The sequence below is a fragment of the Agathobacter rectalis ATCC 33656 genome (genome assembly GCF_000020605.1).
Classification (GTDB): Bacteria; Bacillota; Clostridia; order Lachnospirales; family Lachnospiraceae; genus Roseburia; species Roseburia rectalis.
Genome location: NC_012781.1, coordinates 564,350 through 584,144, shown reverse-complemented (window position 1 = coordinate 584,144; position 19,795 = coordinate 564,350). Strand labels below are relative to the sequence as shown.

General features: G+C 35.5%; 23 protein-coding genes and 2 pseudogenes. 6 read left to right on the top strand and 19 right to left on the bottom strand.

The features are described from left to right. Positions 1-7 precede the first annotated feature (7 nt). The 4 genes and pseudogenes from EUBREC_RS02860 to EUBREC_RS17265 form a co-directional block, all read right to left on the bottom strand. A complete protein-coding gene (locus tag EUBREC_RS02860) occupies positions 8-637 on the bottom strand; it encodes a hypothetical protein (protein WP_012741548.1) in 630 nt (209 codons plus the stop codon). Then, positions 627-1,904 carry an AAA family ATPase gene (locus EUBREC_RS02855; RefSeq protein WP_012741547.1) on the bottom strand — a complete coding sequence of 426 codons (1,278 nt, stop codon included), beginning with the start codon at positions 1,902-1,904 and terminating at the stop codon, positions 627-629. Before EUBREC_RS02855 ends, EUBREC_RS02860 begins: the two co-directional genes overlap by 11 nt. A gap of 114 nt (positions 1,905-2,018) precedes the next feature. After that, positions 2,019-2,549 carry a GNAT family N-acetyltransferase gene (locus EUBREC_RS02850; protein ID WP_049757212.1) on the bottom strand — a complete coding sequence of 177 codons (531 nt, stop codon included), beginning with the start codon at positions 2,547-2,549 and terminating at the stop codon, positions 2,019-2,021. A 229-nt stretch (positions 2,550-2,778) separates the two neighbouring features. After that, positions 2,779-3,174, bottom strand: a pseudogene (locus tag EUBREC_RS17265) (helix-turn-helix domain-containing protein); the annotation flags it as partial. A gap of 176 nt (positions 3,175-3,350) precedes the next feature. Between EUBREC_RS17265 and EUBREC_RS02840 the strand changes: the two are divergent. Both EUBREC_RS02840 and EUBREC_RS16555 read left to right on the top strand, forming a co-directional pair. Beyond that, positions 3,351-3,635 (top strand): hypothetical protein, encoded by a 285-nt coding sequence (locus tag EUBREC_RS02840; protein WP_012741543.1) that lies wholly within the window; start codon positions 3,351-3,353, stop codon positions 3,633-3,635. 28 nt (positions 3,636-3,663) lie between these two features. Further along, positions 3,664-4,293 carry a hypothetical protein gene (locus EUBREC_RS16555; protein ID WP_012741542.1) on the top strand — a complete coding sequence of 210 codons (630 nt, stop codon included), beginning with the start codon at positions 3,664-3,666 and terminating at the stop codon, positions 4,291-4,293. Positions 4,294-4,581: 288 nt separating this feature from the next. On the opposite strand, the gene EUBREC_RS02825 is transcribed toward EUBREC_RS16555, so the two are convergent. From EUBREC_RS02825 to EUBREC_RS02755, 14 genes and pseudogenes are all read right to left on the bottom strand, one after another. Then, positions 4,582-5,064 carry a GNAT family N-acetyltransferase gene (locus EUBREC_RS02825; RefSeq protein WP_041253865.1) on the bottom strand — a complete coding sequence of 161 codons (483 nt, stop codon included), beginning with the start codon at positions 5,062-5,064 and terminating at the stop codon, positions 4,582-4,584. A gap of 14 nt (positions 5,065-5,078) precedes the next feature. Further along, complete coding sequence (locus EUBREC_RS18355; RefSeq protein ID WP_080515324.1) at positions 5,079-5,228, bottom strand: GrpB family protein; 150 nt, start codon at positions 5,226-5,228, stop codon at positions 5,079-5,081. Between the two features lie 142 nt (positions 5,229-5,370). Continuing rightward, positions 5,371-6,213, bottom strand: coding sequence for a carbon-nitrogen hydrolase family protein (locus EUBREC_RS02815; protein WP_012741539.1), 843 nt, complete (start codon positions 6,211-6,213; stop codon positions 5,371-5,373). A 12-nt stretch (positions 6,214-6,225) separates the two neighbouring features. After that, positions 6,226-7,272, bottom strand: coding sequence for an HAD-IA family hydrolase (locus tag EUBREC_RS16550; protein WP_012741538.1), 1,047 nt, complete (start codon positions 7,270-7,272; stop codon positions 6,226-6,228). Between the two features lie 265 nt (positions 7,273-7,537). Then, positions 7,538-8,068 (bottom strand): hypothetical protein, encoded by a 531-nt coding sequence (locus tag EUBREC_RS16545; protein ID WP_049757210.1) that lies wholly within the window; start codon positions 8,066-8,068, stop codon positions 7,538-7,540. 16 nt (positions 8,069-8,084) lie between these two features. Continuing rightward, positions 8,085-8,876: a hypothetical protein gene (locus tag EUBREC_RS02795; RefSeq protein WP_012741536.1), complete on the bottom strand. Its 792-nt coding sequence runs from the start codon at positions 8,874-8,876 to the stop codon at positions 8,085-8,087. 39 nt (positions 8,877-8,915) lie between these two features. Beyond that, complete coding sequence (locus EUBREC_RS02790) at positions 8,916-9,755, bottom strand: AbiJ-NTD4 domain-containing protein (protein ID WP_012741535.1); 840 nt, start codon at positions 9,753-9,755, stop codon at positions 8,916-8,918. A 35-nt stretch (positions 9,756-9,790) separates the two neighbouring features. Beyond that, complete coding sequence (locus EUBREC_RS02785) at positions 9,791-10,261, bottom strand: hypothetical protein (RefSeq protein ID WP_041253863.1); 471 nt, start codon at positions 10,259-10,261, stop codon at positions 9,791-9,793. A gap of 13 nt (positions 10,262-10,274) precedes the next feature. After that, positions 10,275-12,293, bottom strand: a complete 2,019-nt coding sequence (locus tag EUBREC_RS02780) for a HaeIII family restriction endonuclease (RefSeq protein ID WP_012741533.1) — start codon at positions 12,291-12,293, stop codon at positions 10,275-10,277. After that, positions 12,280-12,462 carry a type II toxin -antitoxin system TacA 1-like antitoxin gene (locus EUBREC_RS02775; protein WP_041253861.1) on the bottom strand — a complete coding sequence of 61 codons (183 nt, stop codon included), beginning with the start codon at positions 12,460-12,462 and terminating at the stop codon, positions 12,280-12,282. Before EUBREC_RS02775 ends, EUBREC_RS02780 begins: the two co-directional genes overlap by 14 nt. An 82-nt stretch (positions 12,463-12,544) precedes the next feature. Continuing rightward, positions 12,545-12,940 carry a hypothetical protein gene (locus EUBREC_RS02770; RefSeq protein WP_012741531.1) on the bottom strand — a complete coding sequence of 132 codons (396 nt, stop codon included), beginning with the start codon at positions 12,938-12,940 and terminating at the stop codon, positions 12,545-12,547. Positions 12,941-12,951: 11 nt separating this feature from the next. Beyond that, a pseudogene (locus EUBREC_RS02765) lies at positions 12,952-13,140 on the bottom strand (plasmid mobilization protein); the annotation flags it as partial. Then, positions 13,133-14,218: a site-specific integrase gene (locus tag EUBREC_RS02760; RefSeq protein ID WP_012741529.1), complete on the bottom strand. Its 1,086-nt coding sequence runs from the start codon at positions 14,216-14,218 to the stop codon at positions 13,133-13,135. The gene EUBREC_RS02760 and the pseudogene EUBREC_RS02765, both read right to left, overlap by 8 nt. A 14-nt stretch (positions 14,219-14,232) precedes the next feature. Continuing rightward, positions 14,233-14,421 carry a hypothetical protein gene (locus tag EUBREC_RS02755; RefSeq protein ID WP_003019365.1) on the bottom strand — a complete coding sequence of 63 codons (189 nt, stop codon included), beginning with the start codon at positions 14,419-14,421 and terminating at the stop codon, positions 14,233-14,235. Between the two features lie 176 nt (positions 14,422-14,597). Between EUBREC_RS02755 and EUBREC_RS02750 the strand changes: the two genes are divergently transcribed. Continuing rightward, the gene (locus EUBREC_RS02750; RefSeq protein WP_012741528.1) at positions 14,598-15,041 is read left to right on the top strand and encodes a helix-turn-helix domain-containing protein; all 444 of its coding nucleotides are present in this window, start codon (positions 14,598-14,600) and stop codon (positions 15,039-15,041) included. Between the two features lie 13 nt (positions 15,042-15,054). Further along, the gene (locus tag EUBREC_RS02745; protein ID WP_041253859.1) at positions 15,055-16,725 is read left to right on the top strand and encodes a hypothetical protein; all 1,671 of its coding nucleotides are present in this window, start codon (positions 15,055-15,057) and stop codon (positions 16,723-16,725) included. 26 nt (positions 16,726-16,751) lie between these two features. Here the strand turns inward: EUBREC_RS02745 and guaA are convergent, their stop codons facing one another. Then, complete coding sequence (gene guaA / locus EUBREC_RS02740; RefSeq protein WP_012741526.1) at positions 16,752-18,326, bottom strand: glutamine-hydrolyzing GMP synthase; 1,575 nt, start codon at positions 18,324-18,326, stop codon at positions 16,752-16,754. A gap of 280 nt (positions 18,327-18,606) precedes the next feature. Here guaA and EUBREC_RS02735 point away from each other — a divergent pair, with 280 nt between their 5' ends. Together EUBREC_RS02735 and spoIIID are read left to right on the top strand one after the other, a co-directional pair. Beyond that, positions 18,607-19,194, top strand: coding sequence for a cytidylate kinase-like family protein (locus EUBREC_RS02735; RefSeq protein ID WP_041253857.1), 588 nt, complete (start codon positions 18,607-18,609; stop codon positions 19,192-19,194). 213 nt (positions 19,195-19,407) lie between these two features. Then, on the top strand, positions 19,408-19,680 hold the full coding sequence (spoIIID, locus tag EUBREC_RS02730; protein ID WP_022292793.1) for a sporulation transcriptional regulator SpoIIID: 273 nt from the start codon (positions 19,408-19,410) through the stop codon (positions 19,678-19,680). Positions 19,681-19,795: the final 115 nt, after the last annotated feature.

The window sequence follows — 19,795 nt, the reverse complement described above, 5'->3', positions numbered from 1 at the left end:
CCTTATACTACTCTATTTGTTCATTAATCTCCTCAATCCACCCACTGTCATCACTCTCAAACAGCTTTATGAACTTTCCAAAATTACTGCTGCCAGTAACAGAATCATCCGAATCCAAATCTTTCACTCGTCGGCTCATATCTTTGTAATTCTTCACAGTAACATGTTCCATAACTTTCTGAATCTGGTCTGCTCTTCCTTTGTAATTCTCCACCCCTGTATATTCCTTTATCAAGGGAGCATTCACTGGTTTTGCCGGAGATTTCAGATTTTCATCGGTCCAATGTTTAGATATAATCTGCATCGTACATGGATTACCAAATATAATCACTTCATTCGCTGCACTATCCACACCATGAAACTCATTAATTTTGCGTTTAATGTCCTCATACTGCTCGTGAGGCTTCTTCTCTGTATCACAAAATACAAGTACAAGTTCATCTGCTCCATTTTGATATCGGTCCTGATACCTCGCTGGGATATTACCATTTCCACCGGCATTGACCAATGAAATATCATATTGCTCATTCCATATTTTTAAATTTTTTAATCGATTTAGATACTCATATTCCTCATTACCTTCACAGATAATACAGATTTTATGGTTATCCAAAAACTTAGGGAGCTTATTTGGCATCGGCATCATCCCCCTTTACACCACTTTTAATACTAAGCAATGAGTTAATCAATTCAGGATCAGGTAAAGCGCCAAGCGCACCTTTCCTATATTTTTCCATAACATCTGTCGTATCTCGTACTCCCTGCTGAGCTGTAAAATCTGCAAGTGAATATACATACACCCCTTCTTCATCCTTATGAACAAACCAAATCTGCTCCTTTCGAAACATTCTCTTGCAATCCATAAGATTTATATCATGTACTGTAAATATCATCTGTGCACTTGTATTTAATTCATTATTAAACATCGCAACAATCGCCCTGGTGAGCTTAAAATGAATACTGCTATCCAACTCATCCACGACTAAAATCCTGCCTTGTTCAAGTGCTTCAATTACATAGCTGGCAATAGCTGCAATCTTCTTTGTTCCTGTGGAGTCAAACATCATACTTGGCACATGGACTCCCTTATAAGTAGAAACCAATCTGATTTGATCCATAATGTTCTCTGGAATATCAAGCACTTTCTCATCTGGCTTTTCGTCACCTTCACCAGTTTTCAACTGTATCTTATCCATATCCACATATTCAAAATTATCCATATATAAGTCAGCATTTTTTATGAACTCAACAACCTTTTGCTGTAACTGATTCTTATTCTTCATAAGTTCAATCGTGTGCTGCATAGGTATGTTATTCATATTGATGATATCAATTTTTTCTGCAAATCCGACAAGAATCTGCTTCATCTCATTGATATGTTCGAATTTACTTGTATCTACCACATAGCATAGCAAATTATTCTTCGATACAACTGAAATCATATTCTGAACAGATTCATCAATACACTCATATATTTCACTAACAGTATCTTTTTTTAACCAACAAACTTCCTTTTCGTTGTTGTACTGATCTTTAAATATCTCCGAAAATGACTCATATATATATTCTTCTTTTTCTGCATCATACTTAAAATCATAAGAAAACTTTCTTCCAGATGCCATAAATGTAACACCTAACTTGCATACATCACTATCAGTAAATATATTTGGCATCAGTCCATTCTTCTTATTTAAAAGTACATTTCTTATTGCCCTAATGCACTTGATTAGACATGTTTTACCGGCATTGTTTGGTCCATATATTCCTACCGTTTTAAGGACATTAAAATTATTCTCTTTGTGAACATTTGCTCCAAATTTTTTATTTCGCATATCTGCTTTCATTGAAAATGTAATATCATCCTCAAATGCATAACAGTTTTTTGCTCTTACCTCTATAATCATGGCTCATTCCTCCAAGTCACTTTTCCTATTTACTTATCATTATTATATCATTAAATATTTTTTATGCAACTTTTTTTCATAAAAAATATTTAATTCTATAGATTTAACAATATATCATATAGCAAAAAGGCAGCTATCAAATCTTCGCACATTAATACAATTTTTTACATAACCAACCAATGTCATCTTTTCATTTACCACTATATCCTCGCCAACTCTAACAAAGCCGCATTTTTCGTATAAATGACAATTGCCTGTTTCCTGCTTAATCGTATCTAAACGCCATTCTATTGTATTCGGATAAAAGCCAAATAATTGTTCTATTACCGTGCTCGCAATCCCTTTATTTTGAAATTTGGGAATTATGAAAATAGGAGATATCCAATTAACATTTTCATGCACCTTTTTGCCTTGATGCCATCTGACTCTCACACCTCCAACTTTTTCTCCATGAAACACAATGAAGTAAAAATCTGAATTTTCCTCAATAATCTTCTCTGTTACTCTTTTCAGGCTTTCTTTTGCCGGACTTGTATCATCATCTTGATATTTTTCATATAATGGCATAAACGCTTCTACCTGTAGTCTATGCAAACACTCTGCTTCATCTTCTGTTACCAATTTCAATTTAATTAAATCATTCATTCCATGCACCTCTTTCACGCAGAGACGAGATAGGCTCTGCGAATCTCGCTCTGATTAGCGGTCGTCAAATGTTCACTCGTGCAAGCACGATGACCATTTTCCTCGTCGCTATAACAAAAAAATCGCACCAAACATTCATTGTCCAGTGCGATAATTCCAATTTACGATGTAATATATATTAACACATCACTTACATTCTGGTTTTATGCACTAGACTAATAGACCTACCGGCTATGGTACAATGATTGATTTTCATTGGACAGCCATTACATACATAAGGCGCCTTATCAAGTCTGCAGCACCGTTCCTTTTCGAAATCCTTACAGGTTTGGTTGCAGGTTGGACAGGATGTACATTTAATACCGCAGAGCATGATTTTTCCACAGGCATTTGTTTTTTTACAGTGATAGCGGTGTATACAAAAGTTTTTGGCATTGTAGAAAGTTCCTTTGTGGTACCAGTCAGAAAGGCATCGTGATTTAACCTCTTTTGAGATAGTTGTAGGATCTTTACAAAGGAATGCCGCAATGTCTTTAAAAGTCGCACCTTTGGATAATTCGTTTTCGATGTAGATACGGTCATTAAGTGTTAGATGTTTCTGGTTTCCAGGGATATATTTACTCATGATAATTCTCCTTCTACTGCTGTCAGAAGGAACTTTTACAATAACACTGATGTATGAAAGAGTAAATATCTACTGTGCAGGACTAAATTCTACCGCCCTGTAGGGCAGTGGAATTTAAAATTTCATTTTAGGCACCTCTTCGGAGGTGTTTTTTGTTTAGAAAGGACTTGATATATATGATAGAATTAAAAATAGATAGTACAAAAAATGAGTTATCATTAACACATGATGTGTGTTGTAATGAACATCTGGCTGATGAGTTGGCCATTATTATCGATATCATGATAGCAGATTATTTTATAAAAAATGGCCATAAATATGATAATTTTTCTTTGGAAGAAAAAGAAAAAATCATTATAGAAAAAAGAAAAGAAATTCTGCAGCTAATTAGTGATAAGCCGTGCACTTGTAAAGATTATTTGAAAAATTCCGATATACATATTAGAAAAATCGACTTATAATATAATAAAAAAGAGAGAAGGGATTTTTATGAATTGTCACGGACACGATACAAGGGTTAGAATTGTAGAAAACTACAATATCAAATGTACAGCACACATTCGGTTACTAAACGAACAAATAATAAGAAGTGATGCTGAAAGAGATATTACCGACACCTATTACATCTTTGAGTGCGTAAACAAAAATGATGATAATGATGTTGATAGAATTGTTTGCGGAACTGGAGCAGCAAGAGACTTATTGCAGTTGGCCAATATAACAGCACCTCCAATTTTTAATATGCTTCATGAAGTCGGTGGTGAAGGTGGAGCAGGTGGGGCAGGCGGAGGAAATCAACATCAAGACGAAGAATGGGATGCTGCTGCAAAGCAATTATACAATGCAATAATGATACTTATTACAGCATGGAATTTAAGACCAGGACCTATATATAATTATTTAGAAGAAGCAAGAAGGTATAGGCGTTGTGTGCCCTATTCATACAGAGTTGATAGGATAAATCAAATAGTACATCGACATGGAACATCATTAAGAGATGTTTTAAATCAGCTGGCACAAAATAATAATATAAGAAATTATGAATTTAATTTGCTGGAAGATATTCTTCATAATGATGGAATTGTATCGTATTTTGAGGATGCAAATGGAAGAGAATAAACTAAAAGCCCCAATACAGGGGTTTTGTAGTTATAGAATGGCCGTCATCGGCGCCACGTCTACACTCCGTTTCGGTCGGTGCCAAACAGGTGCCACTGGCACCTAACACCCCTTCCTACGTATTCCGGTTGCCCGGTATCATAAAACTCGGAAGACTACCTCTCGCTAAGCAAGCGTCCCCCGGACGCTTAACGCCCTGTCATGGGTACTTTCCTTAGATAGTATCCTAACATATATATCTATATCATGTGCACTGCAAGAACAATTACAAATTAAATCTTACTTACTTTATAGGTTTATTTCCAGTTCAAGGCAATTCCATTCTTCTCCCATTACAGTATACTTTTCTATTTCATCTTGAGATACATCCTCAAAACCTATTGCCTTATAGCAATAATAAGCTGATTCATTATTCTCAAAAACACCTAATGAAACTTTATTAGCACCAAATATTTCTTTAGCATATTTTAAGCCTAATTTCAGCATATTTTTTCCATATCCCTGCCCACGTTTTTTCGAATCAACAATTACAAAGCCAAACCGTAATTCCTCATAAAATTCATTCGGTCTTCTCATGGTAAAAAATCCCACTATCTCATTATCATCAATAGCAGTAAATGCCATAAGATTACTTACCGTATTGAACTGCTCGGCAGAAATTGGATATTCACCTAAAACTCCTGCTGTCCATTTATAAAAAGCATTCTCTCCCTTTATCCACGACATAATTATTTCTGCATCATTTTTATTGTATGGCCTTAATCTTAACATACTTGCCTCCTTTTTCATTTGCCTAAAATTTTGTTTATCATATTCTGTTTGCCATTCGTGTATGCAACCCTGTCATCTGCATACTTACTTTCAAGTTCTTCCTTTAATTTTTCATACTGCAATGCCACATTCTCATTGGCATTAAGATAATCCCTGAAATGAATATAATTCTTTCACTCAGTTCCGTTCCATTTTACAATATGAATATGATGTGTTCTGATATCCGCCTCCATATCACCCATTACATAGAGCAATTGACATTCTACATCTGAACCTCGATAAAATATTCCTCTTGTTACTTCTGATTTATCTATTCTGGCCATCCCTTATAAATGGTTCCTTGATTTCTTTACTTAACAACCGACTATATGATTCTACCTTACGAAATGTGTTTCCTAACATTTCCCGATTCCTGTATTCTCTAATAGCTTCCATATCAAACTCCGCATAAAAAATCCCCTCAGTTTTATCATCAGCCAGCAAAACTGTGTTATCAACACATTTTCCATTTCTATCCCAGCAAATTGGACTATATGCGCAGGAACATCCAGCATTATCTCCATTCGGATTTGCCATAGCGACTGCAACCATATTTTCATAAGCTCTTGTCGAAAGTGCCCTGATTCTTGCTTGCATGGAACCACAATCATTTGGTACAAGAATAACTTCTGCACCTTTTAACATAAGTATTCTTGCACTTTCCGGGTATTCTCTGTCATAACAAATCATAATACCTAATTGTATTCCTTCAAAATCACACACCTTAAATTCTTTCCCTGATTCAACATCTCTTTCATCTGCGAAATCACAGGTATGCACCTTAGAGTATTTCATCAATATATTTCCCGACTTATTGATAACAAAGGCTGAGTTCTGTGGTTGCTTACTACCTTTTGTAAATGCAGTAAGTACTACGCCTATTTTATATTTTTTAGCATTCTCACATATTTGGGCAATTCTTATATCATTATCTGCAATGCTTTTTTCATATGACATAGGCAAATCATATCCTGTAATAAAACATTCTGGCAACAATAGAATATCTGCATGTTTTTCCGAAGCCTCTTCCATTGCCATAATGATAGTTTCAATATTCTTATCTATTTGTTCATTAATAGAACGTTTTTGTAGTATAGCAACCTTGAACATTCACTTTCCCTCCTATAGATAATTCAAAATGTCAGATAAGTTATTAACTTCAATATCGGCTTTTTCACTCTCGTCCATTACAGTCCACAAACTTCCAAATCCCTGTTTTATCCATATCGTTTTCATTCCTAACTGTTTTGCAGGTACAATATCATTATCAATACGGTCACCAATCATAACTGCATTCTCTGGTCTGCAACGGCTTCTTTCCAATGCAATTTCAAATATTCGCCTATCTGGTTTTGAAACACCTTCTTCTGCTGATGCGATAATCAAATCAATATATTTTCGTACTCCAAGATTTTCTAATCTCTCAGAAGTTCCTAATGGTTGGTTTGCGATTATACCAATTTCATAATTTCTGCTTAACCCTTTCAAGCAATCTTCAGAATCTGTATACAGCTTTTCATATTGTGATTCCCATTTAGGTAGTTCTATCCCCAATTGTTTTGCTATCTCTAAATCACCTTTTTTATTTCTCCTGTATAATGATATCGCATTTTCATAAATTTGTTGCGGAGTTATACCAGATAATTCAGCTATTTTTTTCATCCTATCTTCATAAACTCTACTTTCATCAACCAGCGTCGAACCAACATCAAAAAACAACCATTTTATTTCATCCTTCTTAGGCAAAAATCCTCTTTGTCTCGCTTCTTCTAGCAGTCTTGGTTGAATTTCCGGATATGTCCAATTAAGCGGTAGTTCATTCATAATTGCTATTTTCTCTATCTCACTATGTAAATCTTTTTCAAACGTATGTATCTCCGCGAAAAATAACTTTCCAAAGGTTTCTTTCCCATCAAAGTTGTCTGGCGCCGTCACAGAATAAATACATATCGGATTTATCTCAAAATTAATGGCTCCTGTTTCCTCATACAATTCTCTCTTTGCTGTTTCAAGAATATCCTCACCTTGTTCTCTATGTCCTCCCGGCACTTCCCATGTACTTCTTTCTCTATGCTTGCAGAATACCCATTTTCCATTATGTTTTGCAATAATAACTGCAAACTTTAGCTTTGAATCATCAATGCTATCATAGAAATTCACTTTCGTCATATAATGCTCCTTATTAAATTTCTTCTATTTATCATTTATTGTTCCCACAAATAGAGCCAAACTAGAGCCATTTGATAAAACAAATGCCGGAAACCCGCATAAATACAGGCTTTCGGCATTTTAATCCGTTATTCAAACTCCCCGCAGAGAAACTTATTATCCCTGTGAAAGCTTGATTTCTAGAGCTTTTAATGGCGATTATTCCGCCTTTTATCACAATTATTTTATATTTTCAAAAATTTAGGTATCATATGGGTATCACATTCTAATTTTCTGATTTATCTTTTCTAGATTGTCTCATTGATTCATATATCAAACTCTGTATTAAGTTAGTGCAGAAGTCTGTATTAATAATCGTCTCAAACATTGTTTTTAATTCTTCCATAGAATCAACATCATAAATATACTGTTTCTTTCCATTGTATGCTTCAGCTATATCCTCGTTTAGTACAACTTCAACTGGATAAGCAATAGCACCATATCTTAAAAACATAATTCTATACTTATAATACTCTAACCCCTTAACTGATAAAAATACTTCAAATTTATTGTCAATTCCACTTTGTTCTCCCAATACATCTTGAATATCTACAGTTTCTTCGACTTTATTAAAAGCTTCTGTCGCAGCCCAAAGGTTATTTTTTTTAACATATGATTTTGTTTGCCCTTCATACACATCAACATTACAAATCACCATATCATTTGTGCATTCTGCTATTTTTTTTCCACTTTCAATAATCACTTCTTCAGGTGACATTGTATCCTTTAATTCAAAATTAAATGTTTTTTTGTTCATAGTTAATCTCCTTCTATCAAATATTAAATTCACACATAATAGGAAAATGATCACTTATATTACTATTAGGGTACCTATTATCAGTATATAGTACACCTTTTCCACATTTTGTTATTATTTTTAATTGTTCCTTAACCATTAATGGAATCATAGACTGACTAATAATCACTTGATCAAGCATAAACCAGCATGGATTATATAATTTAGATTCTACTCTATAGTATGTTCCAGGTGGGTATTTAAAATCTCCAAATAAATTCCACATAGGATTATACATTTTTTCATACTCTTTCCCATAAACTGTTCTCGAACCTTTATCTAAAATTTGTAATGCTGGTAAAGCATGAAATCCCTTTGCACTTAAACATGCCTTTTCATAAGGTGATTCATTTATATCTCCTATAACAATAACATGCTCTGTTTGTAATCTCTGCTTTATGTGTTTAATTGAATACATAATTTCTTCAGCTAATGCTACTCTCTCATCATAATGTTCTCCATTAAGATTTGAATACATATGCACTCCACACATGATGTACTGTTTATTTACAATTTGAACAGAAAAATATTTATTCTGTTCTCCAGGCGTAACATCAATATAATTTCCCCATATATGTATTCTCTCACATCCTTTAGTGTTCCAATTAAATAATCTTTTTTTACATTGTTTTAAATTATCATTTAATTCATTAATCTCTGCCATATACTCTGCTAATACTAATACATCAATTTCATTTTGATTAACTATATCCAAAATATATGAATTTATATCAACATTTCTATGTGTATTCCAAAACAAAATTCTCATACATACTCACCAATTTATCTAGACATATAAAATATCCCGTCATTTTAAATTGTATTTTATCCATTTTTCCGTCAAATAATTTACAAAAGCTGAACATGACACTAACATATACTTCGCATCTTCACTTGCCACATTAACAAATTCAATACTTCCGTGCCTTATTCCACCTGAATCTGAAGTATATCCATACAACTGCTTAAATGCATTTTCCAATGCCGGATGTATATTCACTCCATTCTCTTTTAACTTTTTCAATGTGTTCCCTAATGTCGCTGCACCTCCTGATAGTCCTGTTATAATACTACACATAGACTCTACACTGCTTATTGATTCCTTTACTGAATTTTCATAATCTGGTTTTTTTCTATCAGAATATAACTCTAATGCCTTTGTCATATGTTTACTAACAGATTCATATTCCAAGTCAATTGTTTCACCTATTGAGTTCAATTCACTTTTACCAATAATCGGTACAACTAATCCATTTAAAATTCTGTATGGAGCAACTTCCTCTTCTAGTATTCGATTGAATTCTATCGTCAACCTTTGTGTTTTTTCACTATCAGTCACTCTAAGATATTTTTCAATAAAATCATATATTCTATACCACATACCTTCACATTGAACCACATGCTTATGCAACTTTTCTGCATTCTGATTTTTGTATATTTTATTTGCTGGAAATTCATATTTAATTCCCATTTCCAACATCATATCTTCTATTCCCGTTGTATAAGACGTATACTCCAATGTATCATAATAATCATACTCTTCTTTATAAAATACATTCCATATGCGTTCTCGCAACTGAATACTTGTACTTCTCAATCCATTAGGATTTATACTTAAAATTTTATTTCTTGTTGAAAAAAATTCCATAAAACGTTAATTCACACCTCTCTAACAATGCCTAACTAATGCACACAAACCTGACAAGCCTCTATTCTTTCAAATGAATGTTCTACCTGCAAATCTATCATTTTTAAGTTACTCTCTATATACTCCAACAATTCTGTACCATCCAAATATATATACATCTGTGGTGCTACAAATCCCGGAACATTCTTTCTCAAGTCATCTAATGATATCTTAGATGTTTCCTGAAACTTAGCTATTTCCATCGCATATCTGTAATGGTAGGTTTTCATATATTCTTTTATTCTGGCAATGGCATTGCTATCTTCCTTATATTCTTCCAACCAATCAGATAGGCAATGCCTTTTATCCAAATAAACAATACCCGTAATCGCTTTTACTGGTGAACTAACATACATATATGCCATTATCGGTTCATCTGGAAAATTTCTTCTGTGTTCGAATATCTTCAGACCAGATTTTATTTTTTCATACACATCTGGTCTGAAGCTTAACAACATTTTTCTCAATACTTGCACCACCTTATTTCCATACACATTTGATAGTGCATACTGACACAGGCATACTTATAAACTGCACATCGAATTTTAAACTTGGTTCTACCTTTGTACTTGCACTATGAATTCTAAAACTCAACTGCCATCCATTGTCCAAAATCATTTCTACAGTATTATTACTTTTCGGCTTAAATCCAATGTCAATCAGTCTTGTCGGTAATTCAACCACAGGAACTTCAATTTCCGAAACCTTATCCTTACTCGACTTATTTAAAGTATCATGCATATTAAAAGTATGAATCAATGTAAGTCGTTTACTGTCATGACTAACTATCTTGTAATAATCTTCTTTTCCTATAAGGTATTCTATCATCTTTTCAGGCATATTCTTATCTTCTTTATATGCCCTATTAACTTCATCCATAAAAGCCTGCAATAATGGTACATATACATTTTCATCTTTCTGCACTATTTCTGACCATCGTGAGCCATTTTCTTTTTCACTTTTCAGCATATCAAATATTGGATTAACCGCACCCCAATATTCGTTACTACAAGGTATATCAAACCATTCTTTGCCAAAATCCAGTTTATGACTTAATCTGCTGTGTTTAACTGCATCGTGATTGTGCTTGATACTTAATCCTATTTCCCATTCAATATCGTCTCTGCGAATAACAATATCTCTTACATCGCCTTTAACGCCAGCTCCATCTTTTTGAAACTCTAATGTCAGTTCGTCATTATCGTTTTCTGATAATCTTGGCTCCATTTCAAGTACTTCATTAATTGCAGCTTCAGCAGAAATCATAAATGTCTGCTGCATTTCCTCATCCATAAGCATCCATGCTTTTTCATTCGCATGTAAGCTGGAATTATCAACTATTTTTGTTTTACGCATTTCACACAATGCCTTATAAAGTGTTTTAATCCACGCATATTCATATGCTCTTCCCTGATCATTACTCTTTGTACTCACTTTTTTCTCATTGACCTCCTTTGCATCTATAACATCATCATCTACTACCACATCTGCACTATTACCCTCTAAGTATTTCTTTATTGCTACTGCTATTTCATATGCAAGATTAACTGGAACTGCATTTCCAATCATTTTATAAGCTGTGTTTGTATCTTCATATATAAATTTAAAATTATCTGGAAACCCTTGAACTCTGGCTACTTCTCTTATTGTCATTCGGCGATAAAGATGTTCTTTGCCCTCTACAAATCTGCAATCATTCTGCCCCACCTTAACCATCTTAGGTGCCTGTGGATGTAACTGACATTGTCTTCCTGATGCCTGTACTGTAAAAGCTTGCTCATCCCAGGATTTCACTCTGTTTCGGCTCATAAAAATTGGAGAATATGCTCCTGTGTAATACTCATTATTATTGATTGCTTCTGGATTATGATGATTTTTTTCTCCTGAAGGCACTGCTGTATCCTGTAAATCCCATATTATATCTCTAAGAGTAATCTTCTTATCATCTTCTTTGGTTGACCCCTTAGGAAATCCAAAATCAATATTCAAGTCTTTTCTAAACCCTATATAAAATACCCTTTTTCTTTCTTCAGCCACACCATAATCCTTTGCATTAACAAGTGTAAAAGATACATCATATCCTGCTCCATCGAAAAGATTGAGTATGTTCTGTACTGCCTCTGAATGTCTATTAGCTAACATTCCGCTAACATTTTCCGCCAGAAAGAATTTAGGCTGAAATTCCTTAAGAATTCTTATATAATCAAAAAATAACTGTCCCCTTGCATCCTTAATACCTTTCAATGATCCAGCTTCAGACCATGACTGACAAGGTGGTCCACCTATAATTCCATCAATTTCACCATCTATATACTGTTCAATATCTTCTTTTGTTACTTGTCTTATATCTCCTTCAATCAGATGTGTATTAGGGTGATTAGCTTTGAATGTAGCCCATATTGTCTTATCAAATTCATTAGCAACAGGAATATTAAACCCAGCGCTTTCAAATCCTAAATCTAATCCCCCACATCCACTAAACAAACTAATTATGTTCATAGGTATTTTCTCCTTCATTGTTTTCCTTGATTATTCTTGTAGCTTCTATTAATGCCGTTCTTCTAACAAACTCACTATATGAAGCATATGCCTCCAGTCTTGCAGCCTCTTTGAATTTTTCCAACTCATCTTCACTTACTCTTATGCTGATTGAAATTGATTTTCTCATTATGTCCGTTCCTCCGTTTCTATTATCAATCATAAATCCGTAGTATAACAATGTCAATACTTTGTTGCACGAACAGATGTTTTTATTTTGTTTTTGGGGAAAGTCTTTCCATCACTTTCCTCACACTCTCCATAAACTTCTCCAGCAGATTAACCCCATCAATCACAAACTGCTTCATAAAATCATAAGCCTTCTCCAACAACTCCTTTAACGACTTATTCTCCTTCTGAAGTCTCTGGTTCTCATACATAACATCAATAAGTTTCTCCCTTACATCGTCATCACCACCATGTCGGAACATATCATATACATTCTCAGCAATTTTTGTACGCTCTACCAGTTCATTTTCTTTAGAAGTAAGCATTTCCAGCTTATTCTTTTTATCCGTAATCATATCCGCATATTTAACATACTCATTCTCTGCTGCATCAATGTTATCTCTGACTCTCTCAAGTCTATCCTCATCCGCAGCTATCATATCAATAATCCTAACATCAATGGATTTCCTACTGCTGTGACCTTTTGATGTAAAACGCTTTCAATGATATATTCTTGTCTCGTCTGATATCCACAAAGTTTCACTCTTAAATCTAATTCTGCATCTTCTTCCGGAGACATTCGAAATGCTATGGTTACATTACGCCACCGATTCTTGCTATCCCTATTTTTTTCACTCATCCAGATATTCCTCTCTTTCCTGATTTAGATTTTCCGCCATTTCTGTTTGGATTGTCGGGAACAAATGTGCATATCGATATGTGATCTCCACACTTTCATGTCCTACCCTTTCTCCAATTGCCACCGCAGAATATCCCATATTGATCAATAACGACACATGAGAATGTCGTAAATCATGGATTCGTATCCTCTTCACTCCTGACAGCTTCACACCACGATCCATTTCATGGTGAAGATAACTTTTTGAAATTTGAAATATCCTGTCATTTTCATTCAGACCATACAGCATTCCTATATACGATTCTAATTCTTCGCTTAAAAATTCCGGCATGGTGATCATGCGATTACGCTTCGTAGTCTTAGGATCCGTAATAATATCCTTCCCCTCTAATCTTTGATAAGATTTATTGATTCGGATAGTACAAGCCTGAAAATCGAAATCTGCCGGTGTCAGCGCTAACAACTCTCCCATACGCACTCCACACCAATATAAGATTTCAAATGCATAAAAGGAAATTGGCTTATCCGCCACCGCTTCAATAAACTTCATATACTCTTCTTTTGTCCAGAAAAGCATCTCTTTTGTTCTTTCTTTTCCCATAGATCCAGCCTTGCGTGCAGCATTGCTTTTCAAATCATAGAAATTAACTGCATGATTCAAAATTGCACTCAGCTGATTATGGATGGTCTTTAGATAGACCTGCGAATAGCCTTCTCCTTGTTTATTCCGATAGTTCATCATGGTGTTCTGCCACTGTCGAATATCGGAAGGTTTTATTTCCTGCAACTTCTTTTTCGAAAAATATGGGAGAATCTTTTTTTCTACAATATGCTTTTTCGTCAGCCAGGTATTATATTTGATTCTGGATTTGATATCATTCAGATAAAGATCTACGAAATCTTCAAAATACATATCCAGACTCAAATTCTCCTTTAACTTAAACGCTCTTTCCCATTCCTGGGCATCACATTTACGTTTAAATCCCCTTTTCGTCTTCTGCTTTCTTACGCCGGTCCAATCCTTATAATAGGTTCTTACCTCGTAAGTATTTGACTTTTGGTTTTTGATTACTGTCAAAACATCACCTCCTACTATTTCATTTCGTTCATACCGTAAACTCGTTCTTCAAAATATTTACGGCTGATTTTTCCTTTGACAACAACGAAACCTTTTTGCTCCAATTCAGCATTTAACTGACGGATCAAACGATACGCATAGGAATCAGATACTTCTAATTCTTTCGCTACTTCTTTTGCTGATATAAATAATTTACTAGCCATCTATATCCCTCCTTTCCTTTTTCAGTTCATTATCGAACTGTATATATGCATCATAACATTTCATTTTCGTACTGTCAATAGAATAATTTCAAAAATGAACGGTTTATTTTTGTATTTCATTTTTGAACTGTTTATGTTATACTTTTAAGTAACAATCAGCAAAGGAGTGTTTTCCTATGACAGTAGGTGAGAAAATAAGAAAATTCCGGATTGATCAAGGATATACACAGAAAGAATTGGCAATCATGTCCGGATTAAGCGAATCGGCAATTAGAAATTATGAACTTGGGAATCGTTTTCCATCATCAGAACAATTAGAAAAAATAGCAAACTCATTAAAGATCAGTCCATACGCCATGTCTGATCCAAACTTTGATACTTATGTTAGTGTCATGCACGCATTATTTGCTTTAGAGGATCAATATGGTCTGCACGCCTACCGGGATGAATCCGGCGTACCACAGCTCATGTTTAAAGACAAAGGACATGATTCTTCAAATATGCTGGACAACATTGGAACATGGGCTGATATGTACCAGAAATTCAGAAATGAAGAGATTACAGAAAAAGAATATTTAGACTGGAAAGCAAAATATCCTCAAAATCAAAATGATATATAAGGCGGTATGTAATATGAGCACTCAAGATTCAAATACCAAAAAAATAGCATATGGTGAATTACACTTTTATTATCCTTTTAAATTTGATAATAAATATTCCTATACTCAGATTCACAAAAAAATAGAAAAAAGTCCACTATTGTTTACAGATGAATATCAGCAAAAGGTCATAGACTCTTTAGGCTATTCTCTAGTTGAAACCTTTAACGATATAAAAAAAGAATTTGAAGCTTCAAGCTCACTGAACAATCCTTGCATATTAAAAATGAGCGATTATCAAAAATATAAATCCATGAAATGTGCCCCCATGTCCATAAATCCCGATGATATATTGTTAGAAATCGAAAGTGGTGAATCTTCAATAAAGTTCTATATCAAAGATGCTGATCTAGAACTACTAAATCAAAGAATCATACGTTTACAAGAAGAATATGATATTTCTTTAAAATTTTATGGCCACAATTTCACCAACCGGCAAGATCGCTTTCTTCTTCTTCCTCTCAAAATAGAACTAGAAAACGGAAAATTCACTTGGCTATACCCATTAATATATCTTTTTGAAAATAATATGGGAATATTAAAACTGGAACTACCTATATTTGATTCCTGCATTGAACCTTTATTAGAAAATGATTATGATAGGTTCCTCACAAAAATTATAAATAAATGGAACATAAAAAATTACAACTCCGAAACGACTCTATCTTCCATCCAGAACTTTTATTTAAGTAATCTTCTTGATGATATTAAAATAGACATGGTTTCATATTCCAATGAGCTAAAAAATATAATATTAATAGATTTTGACGGAAGACCACAACACATAAATTCTATTCCAAACGATGTGAAGGAAGATTTGTTTAGAATAATTTGTGCACCAGTTCCTTCCAGAAACAATACCACCTATAGCAAAGATGCTGATGAATATCTAAAGAATCACAGTTGGGGAGGACATGGTGTAAAATATATTGCTAAATCTACTGGTGGTTGTCTTTCTTTTATAGATAAAACAATATCAGATTACGTCTCTGATGATTATAAGACAGAAACAAAAACCTCTGTACTTACCCCATTTAATGACTACTATAATTTATGCAATAAGCTAGCACGAGATTTGTGTGTAAATGTTGAATTTGCTTTAATAATAATTCTCTTAAAAAAGACCAATGAATCAAATGACTACTTCAATAAAATTGCATCTATGAAAAAATTATCTGATACACGAATCGAGTATAATAAAAATATATTGTTTATCTCCGAACTCCAAGAAAATTGCTATGGTTCAGTTAGCGAACAAACAGCCCTTTTAGAAAAAATGATGCCGCATTATTTCAAACACGAAATCACATCTGCAAAAAAAATAGCTATAGATAACATACTACAGCAAAATGAACAAGAAAAAAATGAACGCTTTCAAAATTACATTTCAACTGGTGGTTTGATTCTAACATTGATATTTGGCTTACCATCATTGTATGAAACATTAACTATATTTAGAAAGTTATTTTCGTTTTACCCTTATAACATTCCTTATCTCACATTAGAAAATACTAGTATAATATTGTGGCTTACATTAAATGGAATAATTATTTTAAAACTTTATTTAAGAAAATACTATCCAAAAATAAAAAAGTATTGTCATTTGATTGTCACCAGACATAGAAAGAGCCAAGAAAGCCCGTAAAATAGGCATTTCTTGGCTCTTATATTTTATTCAAACTCAATAGTTCCCGGTGGCTTACTGGTCAAATCATAGAATACTCTATTGACTCCCTTTACCTCATTTATAATTCTGCTCATCACTGTCTGAAGTACCTCAAACGGTATCTCGGCGGCTTCGGCTGTCATGAAGTCCACAGTGCGGACTGCACGGACTGCAACGGCATAATCATATGTTCTCTCATCACCCATGACACCTACTGAACGCATGTTGGTAAGGGCTGCAAAGTACTGGTTTGGCATCCATGATGGTTCCTCGCCGTGGGCCTCTTTGTACTCTTTTGCTGCCTTTTCCACTTCGCTTCTGTAAATCCAGTCTGCATCCTGGACAATGCGTACCTTTTCGGCTGTGACTTCGCCGATGATACGGATTCCAAGGCCCGGGCCTGGGAATGGCTGACGGAATACGAGATAATCAGGTAATCCAAGCTCCAGTCCGACCTTGCGTACCTCGTCCTTGAAGAGGTTTCTAAGTGGCTCCACGATGTCCTTGAAATCGACATGCTCCGGGAGACCTCCTACGTTGTGGTGTGATTTGATGACTGCAGATTCTCCGCCGAGTCCACTCTCCACTACGTCCGGATAGATGGTTCCCTGCGCAAGAAAGTCAACCTTTCCGATTTTCTTAGCTTCTTCCTCGAATACACGGATGAATTCCTCACCGATGATTTTACGCTTGCGCTCAGGCTCTGTGACGCCTGCAAGCTTGCTGTAGTAGCGCTCCTGTGCGTTGACGCGGACAAAGTTGATGTCGAACGAACCGTCTTTGCCGAATACGCCCTCTACCTCATCGCCCTCGTTCTTACGGAGAAGTCCGTGGTCTACGAATACGCAGGTGAGCTGCTTGCCGATTGCCTTGGCAAGGAGTGCTGCGAGTACTGATGAGTCTACTCCACCCGAAAGTGCAAGGAGCACTTTGCCGTCACCGACCTGCTCTCTGATTTCGTCGATTGTGTTTTTGACGAATGAATCCATCTTCCATGTGCCTGCACATCCACATACACCACGGACGAAATTGTAAATCATCTGTGTTCCGTTCTTGGTGTGAAGTACCTCCGGATGGAACTGTACTGCATATAATTTCTTCTCAACATTCTGTGTTGCGGCTATTGGACAGTCTGCAGTGTGCGCAACTACCTCAAAGCCCGGTGCTGCTTCTGCAATTCTGTCGAAATGACTCATCCAGCATACTGATTCTGATGGCAAATCCTTGAACATCACGCCGTTTGCAGAATATGTGATTTCTGTCTTTCCATACTCTCCAACCTCCGGTGTGATTACCTTTCCGCCTAATTTATGCATCATAAGCTGTGCACCGTAGCAGATGCCAAGCACCGGTATTCCCAGCTCAAACAGCTCTTTCCGGTATGATGGAGAATTCTCTTCATAACAGCTGTTTGGACCTCCTGTAAGGATGATGCCCTTTGGATTCATTTCTTTGATTTTCTCAATGTCTATTTTGTATGAGTAAATCTCACAGTACACGTTGCACTCGCGGACACGGCGCGCAACAAGCTGATTGTACTGACCACCAAAGTCTATGACTATGACCTTTTCCTGATCCATGTTTTCCTCCTAATTGTTTATTCGCTATGCTGCTGTTTTATAATCTTTGAAACATCACGTAATTGCTGTTTGCCACACTGTGGTGTAAACAATAACAAAAACATAACATATGTTATCTGCTGCCATCTCATTGATTACATAAAAGCAACATGTATTCTTATGTCATTATAGATTACGGAGTGCTTATCTGCAAGCGATTTTGTTAAATTTCTGTTTTGATTTTATGTGCAATTACGTTATAATGAGTAATAAACACTTTTATAGGCTGGGAGGTTTCATCATGAGTTTTAAAATAATCACTATAAGCCGAGAGTTTGGCAGTGGCGGTCGCTTTATCGGCGAGCAGATTGCTCAAAAATGCGGCATTGAGTTTTACGATAAAAAAATAATTGAGCATGTGGCAAAGGAGCTCGGTATCTCTGAGCAGATTGTCGCAAACCAGGGCGAATATGCACCTGCCGGAAATATTTTTTCATATGCATTTGTGGGGCGCGACATCACAGGAGTTTCTCTTTCCGACCAGATTTTCAATATCCAGCAGAAGCTCATCAAGGATATTGCGCAAAAAGAGCCCTGCGTTATTGTGGGACGTTGCGCAGACTACATTCTTTCTGACAGGGATGATGTGCTGAATGTTTTTATAGAGGGAAATAAGCCTGAGAAGGCTGCAAGAATAAAAAAGCTCTACCAAAAAAGCGATGACGAGGTCAAAAAGCTGCTAAAGGATGTCGATAAGAAGCGCTCGGTAAATTACCGATACTTCACCGATAAGGAGTGGGGCAACAGGAAAAATTATGACCTGGTGCTCAACAGCTCTGTGCTTGGGTATGACAAATGCATTGAGCTCATAACTGCTGCATACGCTTAACATACTTAATACACTTAATATATTTAATGAGCTTAATATGATCAGGCAACGCAACTTTTGCACCAATGCAATACGGAAAATTGATATTATTATTACTATTAAGAAACCGTTTTCTTATTTTATTACGAAAAACGTAAATAGAATTACAACCTGTGTGTAATATTAAAAATACTCCCGCATAAACTGTAACAACAGAATATGCAGGAGTATTTTTTGAAATCATATATTGAGACAAGGGCGGTGGAAATCGCCAACTACATAGTTGAAAACAATGCCACGGTGCGTCAGGCTGCAAAGCAGTTTGGCATCAGCAAATCCACTGTGCACAAGGATATCACGGATGCTGACAGGCTGCTTCGCATAGACCCGGAGCTTGCCGCAAAAGCGCGTCACATTCTCGATATCAACAAGTCCGAGCGTCATATCCGCGGCGGACTTGCCACCAGAGAGAAGTATCTGCATCTGCCTCATGTGCATGCCGGCTGAGTGCATGGAGGCTTCTATCCCGGCATTAGCAGGTGCGCAGCTTTTCGCGCAGCTGAGGCTTTTCACCAATTCAAGACCTATATCACATAATTCGGCAGCTCGTCATACAGCCGAT

Coding starts and splice junctions, on each gene's coding strand:
- EUBREC_RS02850 (WP_049757212.1), bottom strand. CDS start 2,549: ATGAATGATTTAATTAAATTGAAATTGGTAACAGAAGATGAAGCAGAG.
- EUBREC_RS02790 (WP_012741535.1), bottom strand. CDS start 9,755: ATGGAATTTTTTTCAACAAGAAATAAAATTTTAAGTATAAATCCTAAT.
- EUBREC_RS16550 (WP_012741538.1), bottom strand. CDS start 7,272: ATGACGAAAGTGAATTTCTATGATAGCATTGATGATTCAAAGCTAAAG.
- EUBREC_RS02825 (WP_041253865.1), bottom strand. CDS start 5,064: ATGTTAAGATTAAGGCCATACAATAAAAATGATGCAGAAATAATTATG.
- EUBREC_RS02815 (WP_012741539.1), bottom strand. CDS start 6,213: ATGTTCAAGGTTGCTATACTACAAAAACGTTCTATTAATGAACAAATA.
- EUBREC_RS02860 (WP_012741548.1), bottom strand. CDS start 637: ATGCCAAATAAGCTCCCTAAGTTTTTGGATAACCATAAAATCTGTATT.
- EUBREC_RS02855 (WP_012741547.1), bottom strand. CDS start 1,904: ATGATTATAGAGGTAAGAGCAAAAAACTGTTATGCATTTGAGGATGAT.
- EUBREC_RS02755 (WP_003019365.1), bottom strand. CDS start 14,421: ATGGCTAGTAAATTATTTATATCAGCAAAAGAAGTAGCGAAAGAATTA.
- EUBREC_RS02795 (WP_012741536.1), bottom strand. CDS start 8,876: ATGAGAATTTTGTTTTGGAATACACATAGAAATGTTGATATAAATTCA.
- EUBREC_RS02745 (WP_041253859.1), top strand. CDS start 15,055: ATGAGCACTCAAGATTCAAATACCAAAAAAATAGCATATGGTGAATTA.
- EUBREC_RS02735 (WP_041253857.1), top strand. CDS start 18,607: ATGAGTTTTAAAATAATCACTATAAGCCGAGAGTTTGGCAGTGGCGGT.
- EUBREC_RS02750 (WP_012741528.1), top strand. CDS start 14,598: ATGACAGTAGGTGAGAAAATAAGAAAATTCCGGATTGATCAAGGATAT.
- guaA (WP_012741526.1), bottom strand. CDS start 18,326: ATGGATCAGGAAAAGGTCATAGTCATAGACTTTGGTGGTCAGTACAAT.
- EUBREC_RS02840 (WP_012741543.1), top strand. CDS start 3,351: ATGATAGAATTAAAAATAGATAGTACAAAAAATGAGTTATCATTAACA.
- EUBREC_RS16545 (WP_049757210.1), bottom strand. CDS start 8,068: ATGAACAAAAAAACATTTAATTTTGAATTAAAGGATACAATGTCACCT.
- EUBREC_RS16555 (WP_012741542.1), top strand. CDS start 3,664: ATGAATTGTCACGGACACGATACAAGGGTTAGAATTGTAGAAAACTAC.
- EUBREC_RS02770 (WP_012741531.1), bottom strand. CDS start 12,940: ATGATAGCTGCGGATGAGGATAGACTTGAGAGAGTCAGAGATAACATT.
- EUBREC_RS02780 (WP_012741533.1), bottom strand. CDS start 12,293: ATGAACATAATTAGTTTGTTTAGTGGATGTGGGGGATTAGATTTAGGA.
- EUBREC_RS02775 (WP_041253861.1), bottom strand. CDS start 12,462: ATGAGAAAATCAATTTCAATCAGCATAAGAGTAAGTGAAGATGAGTTG.